Genomic DNA, 17,092 nt, shown 5'->3' on the forward strand with positions numbered 1-17,092 from the left:
GGCGGGGGGTGGGTTGCCGCGCTCGCCCCGGGGGGGGCCCCGGCGCCCCCCGCCGCCGGGCGGGCCCCGCCGTCGCGGTGTCACCGCCCGCGGTCGATCCGGCGCCAGACCACGGCGGCGCCGACGAGGGCGGCGCCCGCCGCGCCGAGGACCAGCGTCGGCCGCGGATGCCGCATCGCGGCGCCCACGACGTAGCGCACCGGTCGCGGCACCCGCACGTCGTGCTCCATGGTGTGCCCGGCGTGGACGGCCCGGTCCTGCAGGGTGTGCCGGCCGTGTCCGGCCCGCTCCTGCACCAGGTGGCCGGCCTTCGCCATCCGTTCCTGCGCGGTGTGGCCGGCCCGCGTGGCGCGGTCCTGCACCAGGTGCCCCGCCTTGGCGGCCCGGTCCTGCACGCCGTGCCCCGCCTGGACGGCGCCGACGCGCAGCTGGACGGTCATGGCACCGGCCTTGTCCCGCAGGTCGGCGGCCCGGGCACGGGCCCGGCCCTTCACATCGGCACGGCCGACCAGCTGGGCGACGGTGTCACCGAGCTGGTTCCGGGTGTGTTCGATCTGCTGCCGCAGCTCGTCGGGGCCCTTGGCGCCCGTGCCGTGCGGCTTCCTGTGCGTCATCGGTGTGCCCTTTCCCTGATCGCGTCGACGTCCGCCCTGACGCTGCCGAGCGTCTCCTCGGGTGTGGGCGGGGCGGCGCGGCGCAGCTGGGCGCGTCCGGTCGCGGCCAGCAGGCCGGCCACGGCGAAGAACACCGCGGCCACGATCAGCGCCGCCGCCCACACGGGCAGCGCCAGGGAGAGGGCGGCGGTGGCCGCTCCGGCCAGAGTGATCAACCCGACGTAGCCGACGGCGCCGGCGGCGCCCAGCAGCCCGCCGCCACGTCCGGCACGGCGGCCCTTCTCGGCCAGCTCCTCCTTGGCGAGGGCGGCCTCCTGCCGCAGCAGCCGGGAGAGCTGCTCGGTGGCCCGGCCGACGAGTTCGCCCGTGGAGGGGTGCCCGTCGGCCGCGGGCCGGGTGTGCGAGGTCACGGTCACGGTGTCCCGCCTCCTTCCTGTGCGGAACGTCCGGGTACCCGGGCCGGGGGGTCCTCACCCCTGCCCGGCGCCTTCGCTGCCGCGACCGTCGAGACGCGCGAGTTGGGACTGGAACCAGTCGAGGCGCGCCTGCAACAGGGCGGCTTCGGCGACGAGTTCGGGGACGCCCAGCTCGGCGGCGGACGTCAAATCGGCGGCCGGGCCCGGCGGGGCGCCCGTCCCCCCGGCGCCGGCGATCACCCGGAGGCCCTGCCCGGCCAGCCGGGCGAACCCGGCGAGCGAGACGGACGGCCGCCCGCGCAGGCAGCCCGCGCAGGCGGGGGCCAGTGCCCGCCAGCCGGGCCGGCCCCAGCCGGCGTCGGCCAGCGCGACGGCGCCGGCGCCGCAGCGGCAGGGGCCGGCCGTGACCGTGCGCACCCGCTGCCGGGCGTAGCGGAAGCCGCGTTCGAAGCGGATGTAGGCGCCGAGGACGGAGACCTCCAGCAGGACGGCCGCGCGGTGTTCGGCGGTGCACAGCAGCGCCTCGGCGGCGGCCCGGTCGTGCACGCAGTGGAAGCCGCAGTCGCACCGGCGCGCGGGCGGGCGGTGGCGCAGGCCGTAGACGCAGGAGGCGTCGTCGAGGACGGCGTACGGCAGCGCGCCGCCGAGCGACACACCGGTGAACCCGGCCCGGGTGCCGTCCTGGGACAGCACCGGGTGGGCGATCTTGTAGCCGGTCGGCGGCTCCGTCGGGCGTTCCGCCGGGAGCCGCAGCCTCATCGGGCGGCCGGGACCTCTTCACGGGCCGGCTCGGCCGGTGCGGCCGCCTGCGTGCGGACGGTCTCCTCGGGGCTTCGCGGCTCCTCCTCGGGCACGAGGCGGGCGAGCGGTCGCTCCTCGGCGACCCCGGTGGCCAGTGCCTTGCCCAGCTTCATGGCGCCTCCCATGACCTGACGTCGGTGACCCTCCGGCCATAGTGACCCATCAGTGCCGAGTTGGACATAGGGCCTCCGGCCGCAAGCCGCCCAAGAGATTAGCGACTCTTCGCAATACCTCGTAGGAGAATTAAGTAGAGCTTCACCGTCGGGCTGCCGAGACTACTGCCATGACGAGTACCCGCAAGCCCGCCCCGTTCGGCCGCACGCTCTGCGCCATGATCACGCCGTTCACCGAGGAGGGCGCCCTCGACCTGGACGGCGCCCGGCGGCTGGCCGCGCACCTGGTGGCGCGGGGCTGCGACGGCCTGGTCCTCAACGGCACCACGGGCGAGTCGCCCACCACCACCGACGAGGAGAAGGCCCGGCTGGTCGCGGCCGTCCGCGAGGCGGTCGGCGACCGGGCCGCGCTGGTGTCGGGTGTGGGCACGTCCGACACCCGGCACACGGTGGAGCTGGCGCTCGCGGCCGCGAAGGCGGGCGCCGACGGTGTCCTGGTGGTGACGCCGTACTACAGCCGGCCCCCGCAGGAGGCCGTGGCCGCCCACTTCCTGGAGGTCGCCGACGCGAGCGAGCTGCCGGTGATGCTCTACGACATCCCGGGCCGCACCGGCACCCGGATTGCACCGGACACGATGATCCGGCTCGCCCGGCACCCGCGGATCGTGGCCGTCAAGGACTGCTCCTACGACTTCCTCGGCGCGCAGAAGGTGCTGGCGCGAACGGAGTTGGCGTACTACGCGGGCTGCGACGAGCACATACTGGCGCTGTACGCGGTCGGCGCGGCGGGCTGTGTGAGCACGATCGCGAACGCCGTACCGGACCGGGTCGCCGCGGTCCTGGCCGCGTTCGACGCCGGCGACACCGGCCGGGCGGCCGCGCTCCAGCTGGCGCTCACGCCGCTGACCGAGGCGATGATGGACGCGGGTCTGCCCGGCACGGTCACCGCGAAGGCCCTGCTGGCCCGCCTCGGCCTGCCCGCGGGACCGGTCCGCGCACCGCTGCTGCCCGCCGGCCGGGAGACGGCCGACGAGCTGCTGGCGGTGTACGAGGCGCTCACCGGCGGCTGAGCTCAGCGGCGGGTGAAGACGGGCTCCCACGGCTGCCGCGGATCGGAGGGCCCGGCCGGCTCCTGGACGCCGCTGAGCGGTACGACCCGGTCGCTGCCGATCGTGACCAGCACCAGCCGGGGCCGGTACTCCTCCTCCAGGCTCGTCACCCGTTCCCAGGCGATGAGGTGCTTGTCGTCGGCCCAGGCGAGCAGGTGGCCCCCGCGGACCTTGGTGATCTCCTTGCCCGTGCGGGGATCACGGACGGAGGAGTACGACCTGCCGGGCGAGCCGGCGACCTCCTTGGTCAGGCCGAGGGCGGCGAGCCTGCCGCTCGGGGACAGCCGTGCGGGAACGTCCGACCGCAGGTGCTTCTCGTCCGCGGGCGCGGCGGCCTTCTCGCCCTTGAGGTCGTAGAACTGCTGCAGGCCGTCCCGGCCGCCGATGTACTGCGCGTACACGAGCCGGCCGTCGCGGCTGAAGGCGAAGTCCGCGCGGGAGTTGCTGCTGCGGTCGGGTGCGACCCGGGTCCAGGAGCCCCTGCCGGAGGCCACGTCGAGGTCGTAGAACCCCGACCGGCTGGACCGTCCGAACCGCACCGCCCACATCCACGCGGTCCTGCCGTCGGTGGTGTGCACCTCCTCCCTGGTCCGCAGATCCGGGTTCTCGTCGTACGTCGTCGCGACGAGCCGCGTGCCGTCGTACGAGAACGCGAGCCCGCCGACGCCGTGCCGGACCGGGATCCACCGCTCGACCTCCCCCGTCGCGAGGTCGAGCAGGCCGATCCGGTGCGCGGGCAGGGTCCGCTCCAGCACGGCGGCGGTCTTCAGGCCGGGGGCGACGGCGACGAAGGACCAGCGGGAGTCCTTCTCGTACCGTCCGCTCCTCGGGTCGAGCAACCAGTAGGTGCGTGCCGAGACGCCCCGGTTCCCGGTCAGCTGCTTCGCCTCCGCGGTGTAGTAGGCGGCCAGCACCGCCTCCCCGGCGCCGATCAGCTCGCGCGGCGGCGACTGGTCCGGGTGGGCCCGGACATCCCCGGAGTCCAGCACCCCGGACGGCCGCACGTCGGCCTTGCGGCCGGAGTCCAGCAGCGGCACCCCGACGGCGATCGCGACCACGGCGGCGGTGGCCGCGGCCACCGAGGCGAGCCTGCGGGTACGGCGGCGCCGGCGCACCCCGAGCACCCGGTCGGCGAACCCCGCCGGCACCGGCGGCTCCCGGTCGGCCTGCTCCCGCAGCGCCTCGCGCACGAGTTCCTCCACGTTCACGGACGCACCTCCACGGGCGAGAAGTCACGGGACGGCCGCTGCGGCCGGGGATCCACCGCGGCCAGCTCCGGCGCCAGCTCGCGGAGCCTGGCCAGCGACCGGTGGGTGGTGGACCGTACGGTGCCGACCGAGCAGCCCAGGATCCGGGCCACCTCGGCCTCCGGCAGATCCTCGAAGTAGCGCAGGACGAGTACGGTGCGCTGGCGGGCGGTGAGCCGGGACAGGGCCGAGCGCAGCACCAGCCGCAGCTCGGCGGCGCCCGAGGCGTCCGGGACCTGGCCGGCCTCCGGCGGCTCGGCCACGGTGACCTCGCGCCGCCGCCACTTCAACCGCCAGCGGCCGATCTGCTGCCGGTACAGGACCTGCCGGACGTACGCCTCGGGCTCGTCGATCCGCTGCCACCGGCCGGCCGCCTTGACCAGCGCGTTCTGCAACAGGTCCTCGGCGGCGTGCCGGTCCCCGCCGGACAGCAGCACGGCGGTCCTCAGCAGCGCGGTCGACCTCCCGGCCACGAACTCCCGGAAACTCTCCTGCGCTTCGGCATCCATCGTCACCTTCTCTTTCCCCCGGGCCGCACCCGCCGTCCGGCCCCCGCACCCCTCCTGACGCGCCCACCGGGCCGCCACTATGCCTCCCGCCCGGAAAAATTCCGGCCCACGCACCACGCCACCCACGCCGAAGCGCCCTTCCCCGAGCGGGGAAGGGCGCTTCGGACGTGCGGGACGCGTCAGTTGTGGCTGTGCAGGATGTCGTTCAGGCCGCCCCAGACCGCGTTGTTCGGGCGGGCCTCGACCGTGCCGGTGACCGAGTTGCGGCGGAAGAGGATGTTCGAGGCGCCGTTCAGCTCGCGGGCCTTGACGATCTGGCCGTCGGGCATGGTGACGCGGGTGCCCGCGGTGATGTACAGGCCCGCCTCGACCACGCACTCGTCGCCGAGCGCGATGCCGACGCCCGCCTCGGCGCCGACCAGGCAGCGCTCGCCGATGGAGATGATCACATTGCCGCCGCCGGACAGGGTGCCCATGGTGGAGGCGCCGCCGCCGATGTCCGAGCCGTCGCCGACGACGACGCCCGCGGAGATGCGGCCCTCGACCATGGAGGTGCCGAGGGTGCCGGCGTTGAAGTTGACGAAGCCCTCGTGCATGACCGTGGTGCCGGCCGCGAGGTGCGCGCCGAGGCGGACCCGGTCGGCGTCGGCGATGCGCACGCCCTTGGGGGCGACGTAGTCCGTCATGCGCGGGAACTTGTCGATCGAGGTCACCTGGAGGTGCAGGCCCTCGGCGCGGGCGTTCAGGCGCACCTTCTCGATGTCGTCCACGGCGACCGGGCCGAGCGAGGTCCAGGCGACGTTGGCGAGGTGGCCGAAGATGCCGTCCAGGCTCTGGCCGTGCGGCTTGACCAGGCGGTGCGAGAGCAGGTGCAGGCGCAGGTAGACGTCGTGCGCGTCGATCGGCTTCTCGTCCAGCGAGGCGATGACCGTGCGGACCGCGACCACCTCGACGCCCCGGCGGGCGTCCGGGCCGGTCGCCGCGGTCGCGCCGCCGCCCAGCAGCTGGGCCGCCTGCTCGGCGGTCAGCCGCTCGGTGCCGGCCGGGCCCGGCGCCTCGACCAGCTCGGGGGCCGGGAACCAGGTGTCGAGAACGGTGCCGTCGGAGGCGATCGTGGCGAGACCGGCGGCGACGGCGCCGGTGGTACGGGTTGCAGACTCGGTCATGGGAGAAAACCTAACGTGGGCGGGGTGGTGAGGGCGAACCGCGTCTCACGTGCCGGGCGCGGGTTCAGGGGATCAGCCGAGCCAGCGCGGCGCGCGCGTACTCCTCGTCGTAGGAACCGCCCGTCAGCAGCACCTGGAGGCAGATGCCGTCCATCAGCGCGAGCAGGGCCCGCGCGGTGACCGGATCCGTGCGGCGGACCAGCAGCGCCGCCGCCCGCTCGGTCCACTCGGCGGCGACGGGACGCAGCGCGGGGCGGCGCAGCGCCGCCAGGTACAGCTCGCACTCCAGCTCCACGCCGGTGCGCTCGCCCGCCAGCCACTCGCCGAGCGCCCGGGCGAGGTCCGCGGCCAGGTCGCCCCCGCCGCCGCCCTCCGGCAGCAGCTCGGCCAGCACCCCGCCGAACCCCTCGTTCGACTGCCGCAGCGCCGCCACCAGCAGTTCCTCCAGGGTGGCGAAGTGGTACGTGGTGGAGCCGAGCGGTACGTCCGCCTCGGCGGCGACCGTGCGGTGGCTCAGCCCGGCGATGCCGTCCCGGCCGACCACGCGGATCGCCGCGTCGATGATCCGCTGCCGGCGCTCGGGGTCGTACCGGCGGGGCATCAGTGCGCTCCGCCGAGGTTCAGCACCACGACTCCGCCGATGATCAGCAGGATCCCGGCGACCTTCGTCGGGTTCAGCCCCTCGCCGAACAGCAGCAGGCCGAGGACGGCGACGGTCGCGGTGCCCACGCCGGACCAGATGGCGTAGGCCGTGCCGATCTGTACGGTCCTGAGCGTCCTGGCGAGCAGCGCGAAGGAGACGACGTAGCCGAGTGCCGTCAGAAGCGAGGGCCAGAGCCGACTGAACCCCGCGCTGTACTTCATCGCCGTCGTGGCGGCGACCTCGGCGGCGATGGCGCCGGCGAGCAGCAGGTATCCCATGTGTACGAGCGTACACAACGACTGCGTACGGCCGTACACAACGAGAAAGTTTCACTTTCATAGAAACCGCTCGCAGCCGGCCCCGCCTCCACTACTGTGCGGGCCCGTGCCTGAAAACACCCCCCGCACCCGAAGACTCGGGCTGGCCGCCGCACTGGCGCTGGCGATCGCCGCCGCCTGCGTGACCGTGACCGCCATGCACGACCGGCCCGCCGAGCCGAAGGCCACCGCACCGGTGACGCCGCCCGACAACGGCCCCGGCCTGCTCTCCTTCGCCTCCCCGTCCACCGAGCCGGCCAACACACCGGCTCCCGCGAGGAACCGCACGTCCCCGTCGCCGCTCTCGCCCTCCGCCCCCGAGTCCCCCGCCCACCCCCGGCGCACGCCCGCGACGTCCCCGACGCCCACGGCCGGTGCACCCCGCCCGGCGCGGCACGGGACCTCCGTCCGCTCCCTCAACTACCCCGGCCGCTACTGGCACGTCAGCGGCGGCCTGGTGAAGCTCGACCCCGTCGGCTCGGCCGCGGACCGCCGCGCCGCCACCTTCACGCGCGTCAGGGGCCTTGCCGACGCCCGCTGTTACTCCTTCGCCACGGCCGACGGCGGCTACCTCCGCCACCGCGACTTCCTGCTGCGCGCCGAACCCGCCGACGGCTCCCCCCTGTTCGCGCAGGACGCCACGTTCTGTCCCCGCGCCTCCGCCTCGGCCGGCGCCGTCATGCTGGAGTCGGTCAACTATCCCGGCCGCTTCCTGCGCCACCGGAACTTCCAGCTGAGGCTGGACCCTTACCAGAACACCGGCCTCTACCGGTCCGACGCGTCCTTCCTGCTGGTGGACGGGTTGGCCTGAACACACGAAAAGCGGCGGCACCCGGCAGGTGCCGCCGCTCTTCGCACACGTGGAATCAGACGTTGAACCCGAGCGCCCGCAGCTGCTCCCGGCCGTCGTCCGTGATCTTGTCCGGGCCCCACGGCGGCATCCAGACCCAGTTGATGCGCAGCTCGTTGACCAGGCCGTCGGTGGCGGACTTGGCCTGGTCCTCGATGACGTCCGTCAGCGGGCAGGCCGCCGAGGTCAGGGTCATGTCCACGGTCGCGACGTTGGAGTCGTCGATGTGGATGCCGTAGATCAGGCCGAGGTTGACGACGTCGATGCCCAGTTCCGGGTCGACGACGTCCATCAGGGCCTCGCGGAGTTCCTCCTCCGAGGCCGGCTTCATCTCGACGGTGTCGCTCATGCGGTCTTCCTTTCGGCTTCGGCGCCACCCAGCGCCTGGGCCGTCGCGTCCTTCCACGCCATCCAGCTCAGGAGGGCGCACTTGACCCGCGCGGGGTACTTGGAGACACCGGCGAACGCGACCGCGTCCTCCAGGACCTCCTCCATCGCGTCGTCGGGCTCGATCCTGCCCTTGGACTGCATCAGCTCCAGGAAGGTCTCCTGGATCTTCCGCGCCTCGCCGAGGTCCTTGCCGACCAGCAGCTCGTTCAGCACGGAGGCGGAGGCCTGGCTGATGGAGCAGCCCTGGCCCTCGTAGGAGACGTCCTCGATCGTCGTGCCGTCGTACTTCACGCGCAGGGTGATCTCGTCGCCGCACGTCGGGTTCACGTGGTGCACCTCGGCGTCGCCATCCCGCAAGCCCCGCCCGTGCGGGTTCTTGTAGTGGTCCAGGATGACGTCCTGGTACATCGAGTCCAGCTTCACGGTTTCAGCTCACGCCTCTCAGCCGAAGAAGTTCCGTACGTGCTCCAGCCCCTCGACCAGTGCGTCGATCTCGGCCGGCGTGGAGTACAGATAGAACGACGCTCGCGTGGTCGCAGGAATTCCGTAGCGCAGGCAGACCGGACGGGCGCAGTGGTGGCCGACCCGGACCGCGATGCCCTGCTCGTCGAGGACCTGGCCCACGTCGTGCGGGTGGATGTCCCCGAGCGTGAAGGAGATCGCCGCCCCGCGGTCCTCGGCCGTCGTCGGACCGATGATCCGCAGGTCGGGGACCTCGGCCAGGCGCTGCACCGCGTACTCGGTCAGTGCGTGCTCATGGGCGAGGATCTTGTCCATGCCGATCGACTGGAGGTAGTCGATCGCCGCGCCGAGGCCGACCGCCTGGGCGATCGGGGGCGTGCCCGCCTCGAACTTGTGCGGCGCGGGCGCGTAGGTGGACGAGTGCATCGAGACCGTCTCGATCATCTCGCCGCCGCCGAGGAACGGAGGCAGGTCCTCCAGCAGCTCCTGGCGGCCCCACAGGACGCCGATGCCGGTCGGGCCGCACATCTTGTGACCGGTGAAGGCCACGAAGTCGGCCTGCAGGGCCTGCACGTCCAGCGGCATGTGCGGGGCGGCCTGGGAGGCGTCGATGCAGACGAGGGCGCCGACCTCCTGGGCGCGGCGGATGATCGTCTCGACCGGGTTGACCGTGCCCAGGATGTTCGACACCAGCACGAAGGAGACGATCTTCGTCTTCTCCGTGATGACCTCGTCGATGTTGGACAGGTCCAGCCGGCCGTCGTCGGTGAGGCCGAACCACTTCAGCTTCGCGCCCGTGCGCTGCGCCAGCAGCTGCCACGGCACGATGTTGGAGTGGTGCTCCATCTCCGTGATGACGATCTCGGTCTCGTGGTCCACCCGGTAGGGCTCGTCGGCCCAGCCCAGCATGTTCGCCACGAGGTTCAGCGACTCGGAGGCGTTCTTGGTGAAGATCACCTCGTCGCGGCTGGGCGCGTTGATGAACGCGGCGACCTTGTCGCGCGCGCCCTCGTACAGCGCCGTGGCCTCCTCGGCGAGCACATGCACACCGCGGTGGACGTTGGCGTTGTAGCGCTCGTAGTACTCGCTCAGGGCGTCCAGCACCTGGCGCGGCTTCTGGGAGGTCGCCGCGTTGTCCAGGTACACGAGCTTCTTGCCGTCGTGGACCAGCCGGTCCAGGACGGGGAAGTCCTTGCGGATCGCCTCGGTGTCGAGGAGGCCCGGCAGCTGTGTCACGCGGATGCGCCACCCTTCGTGTATGCCTCGTAGCCCTCGTCCTCCAGCTTGTCGGCGAGCTCGGCGCCGCCGGACTCCACGATCCGGCCGGCGGAGAAGACGTGGACGAAGTCGGGCTTGATGTAGCGCAGGATGCGCGTGTAGTGCGTGATCAGCAGGGTGCCGACCTCGCCGGTCTCGCGGACGCGGTTGACGCCCTCGGAGACGATGCGGAGCGCGTCGACGTCCAGGCCGGAGTCGGTCTCGTCCAGGATCGCGACCTTCGGCTTGAGCAGCTCCAGCTGGAGGATCTCGTGACGCTTCTTCTCACCGCCGGAGAAGCCCTCGTTCACGTTGCGCTCGGCGAAGGACGGGTCCATGTTGAGGCGCTCCATGGCCTCCTTGACCTCCTTCACCCAGGTGCGCAGCTTGGGGGCCTCGCCGCGGATGGCGGTGGCGGAGGTGCGCAGGAAGTTGGAGACCGAGACGCCGGGGACCTCGACCGGGTACTGCATCGCCAGGAACAGGCCCGCGCGGGCGCGCTCGTCGACGGACATCTCCAGGACGTCCTCGCCGTCGAGCAGCACGGTGCCGCCCGTGATCGTGTACTTCGGGTGACCCGCGAGCGAGTAGGCGAGGGTCGACTTGCCGGAGCCGTTGGGGCCCATGATGGCGTGCGTCTCGCCCTGCTTCACGGTGAGGTCGACGCCCTTGAGGATCTCCTTCGTGGCGTTGTCGGCCTCGACGGTGACGTGCAGGTCTCGGATTTCAAGCGTTGCCATGGGTGCCTCAGGACTCCTGGGTGAGGGAGACGAGAACGTCGTCCCCTTCGATCTTTACGGGGTATACGGGGACGGGGCGCGTCGCGGGGAGGCCGGACGGCTTGCCGGTGCGCAGGTCGAAGCTGGAGCCGTGCAGCCAGCACTCGATCTGGCAGTCCTCCACCTCGCCCTCGGAGAGGGAGACGTTCGCGTGCGAGCAGATGTCGTGGATCGCGAACACCTCGCCCTCGGTCTTCACGACCGAGACCGGCGTGCCGTCGAGTTCCACCCGCTTCGGGGTGTCCTCCTCCAGCTCGCTCAGCCCACAGGCGCGTACGAACTGCGTCATGCGACCGAAGCCTCCAGCTCTTCCTCGATCTTGGCGAGCAGGCGCTCCTCGATGTCGGCGACACCGATCTGCTGGACCAGCTCGGCGAAGAAGCCGCGGACCACCAGGCGGCGGGCCTCGTGCTCCGGGATGCCGCGGGCCATCAGGTAGAAGAGCTGCTCGTCGTCGAAGCGGCCGGTGGCGGAGGCGTGGCCGGCGCCGACGATCTCGCCGGTCTCGATCTCCAGGTTCGGCACCGAGTCGACGCGCGCGCCGTCCGTGAGGACCAGGTTGCGGTTCATCTCGTAGGTGTCCGTGCCCTCGGCCTTGGCCTCGATGAGCACGTCACCGATCCAGACCGCGTGCGCGTCGTCGCCCTGGAGCGCGCCCTTGTAGACGACGTTCGACTTGCAGTGCGGGGTGTTGTGGGTGACCAGCAGGCGGTGCTCCTGGTGCTGCCCGGCGTCGGTGAAGTACAGGCCGAACAGCTCGGCCTCGCCGCCGGGGCCGGCGTACTCCACGCGCGGGTGCAGGCGCACCACGTCACCGCCGAAGGTGACGACCACGGACTTGAAGGCGGCGTCCCGGCCGACCAGCGCGTTGTGCTGGGCGACGTGGACGGCCTTGTCGTCCCAGTCCTGGACGGAGACGACGGTCAGCTTGGCGCCGTCCCCGAGGACGTAGTCGACGTTGGCCGCGAGCACCGCGTCACCGGTGTGGTCGATGACCACGACGGCCTCGGCGAAGGCGCCCAGCTCGATCACCTGGTGGCCGAAGGCGGTGCCGCCCTGGCCGTGCACCGCGACGCGGATCGGCTCGGTGAGGACGGTCTCCTTCGGGACGGTCACGACCGAGGCCTTCTCGAAGGCGGAGTACGCCTGCGCGGCGACGCGGTCCACCGGGGTACCCGCCTTGCCGAGGCGCGCGTCGTCACGGCCGACGGTCTCGACGGTGACGCCCTCGGGGGCCTGGATGTCGACCTTCACACCGTCGCCGTTCGCGACGGCGGTGCCGTCGTGCAGACCGCGCAGGCGCTCCAGCGGGGTGAACCGCCACTCCTCCTCACGGCCGTGCGGGACCGGGAAGTCCGCGACGTCGAAGGACGGGGGCGCGCTCATGCGCGAGACGACGGTCGACTCCGCGGCGACCGCGATCGAGCCGGCGGTGGTGGAACCCACCGGGATGTTCTGGGCCTCAGCCATGGCTGTCGTAGTGCTCTCTTTCCTGAGTAAGACGTCTGCTGGCGGTGGGGGCGGTCCTAACCGACCGCGCCCTCCATCTGCAGCTCGATCAGCCGGTTGAGCTCCAGCGCGTACTCCATGGGCAGCTCCTTGGCGATCGGCTCGACGAAGCCGCGCACGATCATCGCCATGGCCTCGTCCTCGGACAGGCCGCGGCTCATCAGGTAGAAGAGCTGGTCCTCGGAGACCTTGGAGACGGTGGCCTCGTGGCCCATGGACACGTCGTCCTCGCGGACGTCGACGTACGGGTACGTGTCCGACCGGGAGATGGTGTCCACCAGCAGCGCGTCGCACAGCACGTTGGACTTCGATCCGGCGGCGCCCTCGCCGATCTCGATCAGACCGCGGTAGGACGTACGACCGCCACCGCGCGCGACCGACTTGGAGACGATGTTGGACGAGGTGTTCGGCGCCATGTGGACCATCTTGGCGCCGGCGTCCTGGTGCTGCCCCTCGCCCGCGAAGGCGATGGACAGGGTCTCGCCCTTGGCGTGCTCGCCCATCAGGTAGACGGCCGGGTACTTCATCGTCACCTTGGAGCCGATGTTGCCGTCGATCCACTCCATGGTCGCGCCCTCGTAGGCCACGGCGCGCTTGGTGACCAGGTTGTAGACGTTGTTCGACCAGTTCTGGATGGTCGTGTAACGGCAGCGGGCGTTCTTCTTGACGATGATCTCGACGACCGCGGAGTGCAGCGAGTCCGACTTGTAGATCGGGGCCGTGCAGCCCTCGACGTAGTGCACGTAGGCACCCTCGTCGACGATGATCAGGGTCCGCTCGAACTGGCCCATGTTCTCCGTGTTGATGCGGAAGTAGGCCTGGAGCGGGATCTCGACGTGCACGCCCTTCGGCACGTAGATGAAGGAGCCGCCGGACCACACGGCGGTGTTCAGCGCGGCGAACTTGTTGTCACCGGCCGGGATGACCGTGCCGAAGTACTCCTTGAAGAGCTCCGGGTGCTCCTTCAGGGCGGTGTCGGTGTCGAGGAAGATGACGCCCTGCTCCTCCAGGTCCTCGCGGATCTGGTGGTAGACGACCTCCGACTCGTACTGGGCGGCGACACCGGCGACGAGGCGCTGCTTCTCGGCCTCCGGGATGCCCAGCTTGTCGTAGGTGTTCTTGATGTCCTCGGGCAGGTCCTCCCAGGACTCCGCCTGCTTCTCCGTGGAGCGCACGAAGTACTTGATGTTGTCGAAGTCGATGCCCGAGAGGTCGGATCCCCAGTTCGGCATCGGCTTCTTCTCGAAGAGCTTCAGGCCCTTCAGGCGCAGCTTGGTCATCCACTCCGGCTCGGACTTCTTGCCCGAGATGTCGCGGACGACGTCCTCGTTGAGGCCGCGCCTGGCGGAGGCACCGGCCACGTCGGAGTCGGCCCAGCCGTATTCGTACTTGCCCAGGCCCTCGAGTTCGGGGTGGGCAGTCTCCGTGGGGAGAGTCATGCGGGGTTCCTCCCGGCCGTGCTTGCAGGTGCGTCAGTGGAAATCTTGGGGATGAACGTCGTGCAGACGCCGTCGCCGTGCGCGATGGTCGCCAGTCGCTGGACATGGGTTCCCAGCAGCTCGGCGAAGATCTCCGTCTCCGCCTCGCACAGCTGCGGGAACTGTTCCGCGACGTGGGCGACCGGGCAGTGGTGCTGGCAGAGCTGCTCGCCGACCGGTGCGCTGCGCGCCGTAGCAGCGTACCCGTCGACGCTCAAGGCCCTGGCCAGCGCTTCGGCGCGTTTGTCGGGCGTCACGGCCTCGATCGCCTTGCGGTACGCGCTCGCCTGGGCGGCGATCCGGGCGCGGGCGAAGGCGGCGACCGCCTCGGGGCCGCCCTCCCGCTCGGCGATCCAGCGCAGCGCGTCCGCGGCCAGCTTGTCGTACGACTGGTCGAAGGCGTCCCGGCCGCAGTCCGTGAGCGCGAAGACCTTGGCGGGGCGGCCGCGCGTGCGCGTGCCGTACACCCGCTGTTCGCGGGCCTCCACGACGTCGTCGGCGACCAGCGCGTCCAGGTGACGCCGGACGGCCGCCTGGGTCAGTCCCAGCCGGCCGGCGAGTTCGGCGACGGTCGACGGACCGTGGTCCAGGATGGACCGCGCGACCCGGTTGCGCGTGGAGCGCTCACCGGTCGCTAGCTCCTCCTGGGGGGCACCCGTGGGGGTCTCCCGAGCCTCGCCGACGTTTTTCACAACGCCATTGTTGCGTAATTCCGCGGAGCCTGACAAGCGCCGTCCGGATCACCGGACGGTGCCCTGCGTCACTTAGGCATACCTAATCTGACCTGGGCAAACGATCTTCTGATCGATCATTCCGCGAGCTCCGCGCAGCTTATGCGGTAGCGCCCCGAGGCCCCGTCGGGAAGACTCCCCACCATGTCCGCACCCCCTCCGACCGGCCCTCTTGTCACCCGCGACACCCTCGCGGCAGGCGTGCGTCTGCTCGGTGTCGAGACCGGCGAGACCCTCCTCGTGCATTCCTCGCTCAGCTCCCTCGGCTGGGTGAACGGCGGCGCGGTCGCCGTGGTCCAGGCCCTCCTCGACGCCCTCGGCCCGTCCGGCACGCTCGTCGTCCCGACCCAGACCGGCGACCAGTCCGATCCGGCCGTATGGGGGAACCCGCCGGTACCCGCGCAGTGGTGGGACCGGATCCGCGCCACCATGCCCCCGTACGACCCCCTGATCACCCCCTCGCGCGGGGTCGGCGTCGTCCCCGAGACCGTGCGCACCTGGCCCGGTGCCCTGCGCAGCGCGCACCCGCAGACCTCCTTCGCCGCGCTCGGCCTCCGCGCGCGGGAGATCACCGACGGCCACGCCGCCGACTGCCGGCTCGGTGAGCAGAGCCCGCTGGCCCGGCTGGAGAAGCTGGGCGCCCGGGTGCTGCTGCTCGGCGCGGGCTACGACGCCTGCACCGCCTTCCACCTCGCCGAGTACCGGATACCCGCACCCCGCGTGGAGGTCGGCCGGCCCGCTCCCGGCGGCGGCTGGGAGACCGTGGTCGAGGTCTCGATCACCTCCGACCGGTTCGACGAGCTGGGGCACGACTACGAACGCGACCGACCCGTCGTGCGCGGCACCGTGGGCGCGGCGGACGTCCGGCTGTTCCCGCTGGCGGACGCCGTGGCCTACGCCGAGCGGTGGCTGCCGCTGCACCGTTCCCGTGCGGAGGACTTCCCCCACCCCCACGCCTGAGGGGCAAGCGGTCTCCCTAGACTCTGGGACATGCGAAGTGAGCCCGTGGTCCAGGTCCAGGCCCTGGTGAAGCGGTACGGCACGAAGACCGCGGTGGACGGCCTCGACCTGGTGGCCGAAGCGGGCGTGACCGCCGTACTCGGCCCCAACGGGGCGGGGAAGACGACCACGGTCGAGACCTGCGAGGGGTACCGGAAGCCGGATTCCGGCACGGTGCGCGTCCTGGGCCTCGACCCCGTCCGGGACTCCGCCGAGCTGCGGCCCCGCATCGGCGTGATGCTCCAGTCCGGCGGCGTGTACTCGGGCGCCCGCGCCGACGAGATGCTCCGGCACGTGGCCAGGCTGCACGCGCACCCGCTGGACGTGGACGCCCTCATCGAACGTCTCGGCCTCGGCTCCTGCGGCCGGACCGGCTACCGGCGGCTCTCCGGCGGCCAGCAGCAGCGGCTCGCGCTCGCCATGGCCGTCGTGGGCCGCCCGGAACTGGTCTTCCTGGACGAGCCGACCGCCGGGCTCGACCCGCAGGCCCGCCGCGCCACCTGGGACCTGGTCCGGGACCTGCGCGCCGACGGCGTCTCGGTGATCCTCACCACGCACCACATGGACGAGGCCGAGCAGCTCGCCGACGACGTCGCGATCATCGACGGCGGCCGGGTCATCGCCCAGGGCTCCCCGGAGGAGCTGTGCCGGGGCGGCGCCGAGAACACCCTGCGCTTCACCGGCCGCCCCGGCCTCGACGTCGGCTCCCTGCTCAAGGCGCTCCCGGCCGACTGCACGGCCGCCGAGCTGACCCCGGGCTCCTACCGGGTCGTCGGCAAGGTCGACCCCCAGCTGCTGGCCACGGTCACCTCCTGGTGCGCCCAGCACGGGGTGATGCCGGACCGGATCTCGGTGGAGCGGCACACCCTGGAGGACGTCTTTCTGGAGCTGACCGGCAAGGAGCTGCGCTCGTGACCATTGGTACGTACTCCCCGAAGCCGGGTGCCGCACCGCTCCCCCGCATGATCGCGGCGCAGGCGGCGCTGGAGACCAGGATGCTGCTGCGCAACGGCGAGCAGCTGCTGCTGACGGTGGTCATCCCGACCCTGCTGCTGGTGCTCTTCAGCTCGGTCGACATCGTGGACACCGGCAGGGGCGAGGCCGTCGACTTCCTCGCCCCCGGCATCCTGGCGCTGGCCGTGATGTCGACGGCGTTCACCGGCCAGGCCATCGCCACCGGCTTCGAACGCCGCTACGGCGTGCTGAAGCGGCTCGCCTCCTCGCCGCTGCCCCGCTGGGGCCTGATGACCGCCAAGACGCTGTCCGTGCTGGTCACGGAGGTCCTCCAGGTCGCCCTGCTGACCGTCATCGCCTTCGCGCTGGGCTGGTCCCCGCACGGCAACCCGGCGGCCGTCCTGCTCCTGCTGCTCCTCGGCACGGCCGCCTTCTCCGGGCTCGGCCTGCTGATGGCGGGCACGCTCCGGGCGGAGGCCACGCTGGCCGCCGCGAATCTGGTGTTCCTGCTGCTCCTCGTGGGCGGCGGGGTCATCGTGCCGCTGGAGAAGTTCGGCTCGACGGGACAGCACGTGCTCGGTCTGCTGCCGATCTCCGCCCTGTCGGACGGCCTGCGGGACGTGCTCCAGCACGGCGGCGGCACGCCCTGGGCCGACCTCGGGATCCTCGCCGTGTGGGCGGTGGCCGCACTGGCCGCTGCCGGGAAGTTCTTCCGCTGGGAGTGACCGGCGCCGCACCCCCGGAAGGC

Annotated in this window: 22 protein-coding genes; 5 read left to right on the plus strand and 17 right to left on the minus strand. The window is 71.9% G+C overall.

What is annotated here, in order from left to right:
* Window positions 1-80: 80 nt before the first annotated feature.
* Genes ABZ923_RS22060 through ABZ923_RS22075 form a run of 4 tightly spaced genes read right to left on the minus strand, consistent with a single transcriptional unit; the run spans window position 81 to window position 1,944 of the window.
* Window positions 81-614, minus strand: a complete 534-nt coding sequence (locus ABZ923_RS22060; protein WP_361474417.1) for a DUF3618 domain-containing protein — start codon at window positions 612-614, stop codon at window positions 81-83.
* Window positions 611-1,030 (minus strand): phage holin family protein, encoded by a 420-nt coding sequence (locus tag ABZ923_RS22065; protein ID WP_361474420.1) that lies wholly within the window; start codon window positions 1,028-1,030, stop codon window positions 611-613. Before ABZ923_RS22065 ends, ABZ923_RS22060 begins: the two co-directional genes overlap by 4 nt.
* Before the next feature lie 54 nt (window positions 1,031-1,084).
* Window positions 1,085-1,789 (minus strand): hypothetical protein, encoded by a 705-nt coding sequence (locus ABZ923_RS22070; protein WP_361474422.1) that lies wholly within the window; start codon window positions 1,787-1,789, stop codon window positions 1,085-1,087.
* Complete coding sequence (locus tag ABZ923_RS22075) at window positions 1,786-1,944, minus strand: hypothetical protein (RefSeq protein WP_361474425.1); 159 nt, start codon at window positions 1,942-1,944, stop codon at window positions 1,786-1,788. The genes ABZ923_RS22070 and ABZ923_RS22075 overlap by 4 nt, the downstream gene beginning before the upstream one ends.
* 170 nt (window positions 1,945-2,114) lie before the next feature.
* On the opposite strand from ABZ923_RS22075, the gene dapA reads away from it, so the two are divergent.
* Window positions 2,115-3,014 (plus strand): 4-hydroxy-tetrahydrodipicolinate synthase, encoded by a 900-nt coding sequence (dapA, locus tag ABZ923_RS22080; protein ID WP_361474428.1) that lies wholly within the window; start codon window positions 2,115-2,117, stop codon window positions 3,012-3,014.
* 2 nt (window positions 3,015-3,016) lie between these two features.
* Here the strand turns inward: dapA and ABZ923_RS22085 are convergent, their stop codons facing one another.
* From ABZ923_RS22085 to ABZ923_RS22105, 5 genes are all read right to left on the minus strand, one after another.
* On the minus strand, window positions 3,017-4,261 hold the full coding sequence (locus ABZ923_RS22085) for a WD40 repeat domain-containing protein (protein WP_361474431.1): 1,245 nt from the start codon (window positions 4,259-4,261) through the stop codon (window positions 3,017-3,019).
* Window positions 4,258-4,809: a SigE family RNA polymerase sigma factor gene (locus ABZ923_RS22090; protein WP_361474433.1), complete on the minus strand. Its 552-nt coding sequence runs from the start codon at window positions 4,807-4,809 to the stop codon at window positions 4,258-4,260. The genes ABZ923_RS22085 and ABZ923_RS22090 overlap by 4 nt, the downstream gene beginning before the upstream one ends.
* 179 nt (window positions 4,810-4,988) lie before the next feature.
* On the minus strand, window positions 4,989-5,975 hold the full coding sequence (gene dapD / locus ABZ923_RS22095; RefSeq protein ID WP_361474436.1) for a 2,3,4,5-tetrahydropyridine-2,6-dicarboxylate N-succinyltransferase: 987 nt from the start codon (window positions 5,973-5,975) through the stop codon (window positions 4,989-4,991).
* Between the two features lie 64 nt (window positions 5,976-6,039).
* Window positions 6,040-6,576 (minus strand): TetR family transcriptional regulator, encoded by a 537-nt coding sequence (locus ABZ923_RS22100; RefSeq protein WP_361474439.1) that lies wholly within the window; start codon window positions 6,574-6,576, stop codon window positions 6,040-6,042.
* Window positions 6,576-6,896, minus strand: a complete 321-nt coding sequence (locus ABZ923_RS22105; RefSeq protein WP_361474441.1) for a multidrug efflux SMR transporter — start codon at window positions 6,894-6,896, stop codon at window positions 6,576-6,578. Before ABZ923_RS22105 ends, ABZ923_RS22100 begins: the two co-directional genes overlap by 1 nt.
* A 106-nt stretch (window positions 6,897-7,002) precedes the next feature.
* Between ABZ923_RS22105 and ABZ923_RS22110 the strand changes: the two genes are divergently transcribed.
* Window positions 7,003-7,746, plus strand: coding sequence for an AbfB domain-containing protein (locus tag ABZ923_RS22110; RefSeq protein WP_361474444.1), 744 nt, complete (start codon window positions 7,003-7,005; stop codon window positions 7,744-7,746).
* 55 nt (window positions 7,747-7,801) lie between these two features.
* Here ABZ923_RS22110 and ABZ923_RS22115 read toward each other — a convergent pair whose 3' ends face one another.
* From ABZ923_RS22115 to ABZ923_RS22150, 8 genes are read right to left on the minus strand one after another with little or no spacing between them, the layout of a single operon-like run.
* Window positions 7,802-8,134, minus strand: coding sequence for a metal-sulfur cluster assembly factor (locus tag ABZ923_RS22115; RefSeq protein WP_208031583.1), 333 nt, complete (start codon window positions 8,132-8,134; stop codon window positions 7,802-7,804).
* Entirely contained in the window at window positions 8,131-8,598 is a 468-nt protein-coding gene (sufU, locus tag ABZ923_RS22120; protein WP_361474446.1) for a Fe-S cluster assembly sulfur transfer protein SufU, read from the minus strand. The genes ABZ923_RS22115 and sufU overlap by 4 nt, the downstream gene beginning before the upstream one ends.
* A gap of 18 nt (window positions 8,599-8,616) precedes the next feature.
* Window positions 8,617-9,873 (minus strand): cysteine desulfurase, encoded by a 1,257-nt coding sequence (locus tag ABZ923_RS22125; protein ID WP_361474448.1) that lies wholly within the window; start codon window positions 9,871-9,873, stop codon window positions 8,617-8,619.
* On the minus strand, window positions 9,870-10,634 hold the full coding sequence (gene sufC / locus ABZ923_RS22130; protein WP_208031586.1) for a Fe-S cluster assembly ATPase SufC: 765 nt from the start codon (window positions 10,632-10,634) through the stop codon (window positions 9,870-9,872). The genes ABZ923_RS22125 and sufC overlap by 4 nt, the downstream gene beginning before the upstream one ends.
* Window positions 10,635-10,641: 7 nt before the next feature.
* Complete coding sequence (locus ABZ923_RS22135; RefSeq protein ID WP_361474451.1) at window positions 10,642-10,962, minus strand: non-heme iron oxygenase ferredoxin subunit; 321 nt, start codon at window positions 10,960-10,962, stop codon at window positions 10,642-10,644.
* Window positions 10,959-12,143 (minus strand): Fe-S cluster assembly protein SufD, encoded by a 1,185-nt coding sequence (gene sufD / locus ABZ923_RS22140; protein WP_361474453.1) that lies wholly within the window; start codon window positions 12,141-12,143, stop codon window positions 10,959-10,961. Before sufD ends, ABZ923_RS22135 begins: the two co-directional genes overlap by 4 nt.
* Window positions 12,144-12,199: 56 nt before the next feature.
* The gene (sufB, locus tag ABZ923_RS22145) at window positions 12,200-13,621 is read right to left on the minus strand and encodes a Fe-S cluster assembly protein SufB (protein ID WP_014671980.1); all 1,422 of its coding nucleotides are present in this window, start codon (window positions 13,619-13,621) and stop codon (window positions 12,200-12,202) included.
* Entirely contained in the window at window positions 13,618-14,352 is a 735-nt protein-coding gene (locus ABZ923_RS22150) for an ArsR family transcriptional regulator (protein ID WP_361474456.1), read from the minus strand. The genes sufB and ABZ923_RS22150 overlap by 4 nt, the downstream gene beginning before the upstream one ends.
* 183 nt (window positions 14,353-14,535) lie before the next feature.
* On the opposite strand from ABZ923_RS22150, the gene ABZ923_RS22155 reads away from it, so the two are divergent.
* The 3 genes from ABZ923_RS22155 to ABZ923_RS22165 are packed head-to-tail and all read left to right on the plus strand — an operon-like array spanning window position 14,536 to window position 17,069.
* Complete coding sequence (locus ABZ923_RS22155; protein WP_361474459.1) at window positions 14,536-15,351, plus strand: AAC(3) family N-acetyltransferase; 816 nt, start codon at window positions 14,536-14,538, stop codon at window positions 15,349-15,351.
* 30 nt (window positions 15,352-15,381) lie between these two features.
* A complete protein-coding gene (locus ABZ923_RS22160) occupies window positions 15,382-16,305 on the plus strand; it encodes an ABC transporter ATP-binding protein (RefSeq protein ID WP_361474462.1) in 924 nt (307 codons plus the stop codon).
* Window positions 16,306-16,352: 47 nt separating this feature from the next.
* A complete protein-coding gene (locus ABZ923_RS22165; protein WP_361474551.1) occupies window positions 16,353-17,069 on the plus strand; it encodes an ABC transporter permease in 717 nt (238 codons plus the stop codon).
* The last annotated feature ends 23 nt before the right edge of the window (window positions 17,070-17,092 follow it).

The sequence above is a fragment of the Streptomyces sp. NPDC046881 genome (genome assembly GCF_040645015.1).
In the GTDB taxonomy this organism is placed as follows: domain Bacteria; phylum Actinomycetota; class Actinomycetes; order Streptomycetales; family Streptomycetaceae; genus Streptomyces.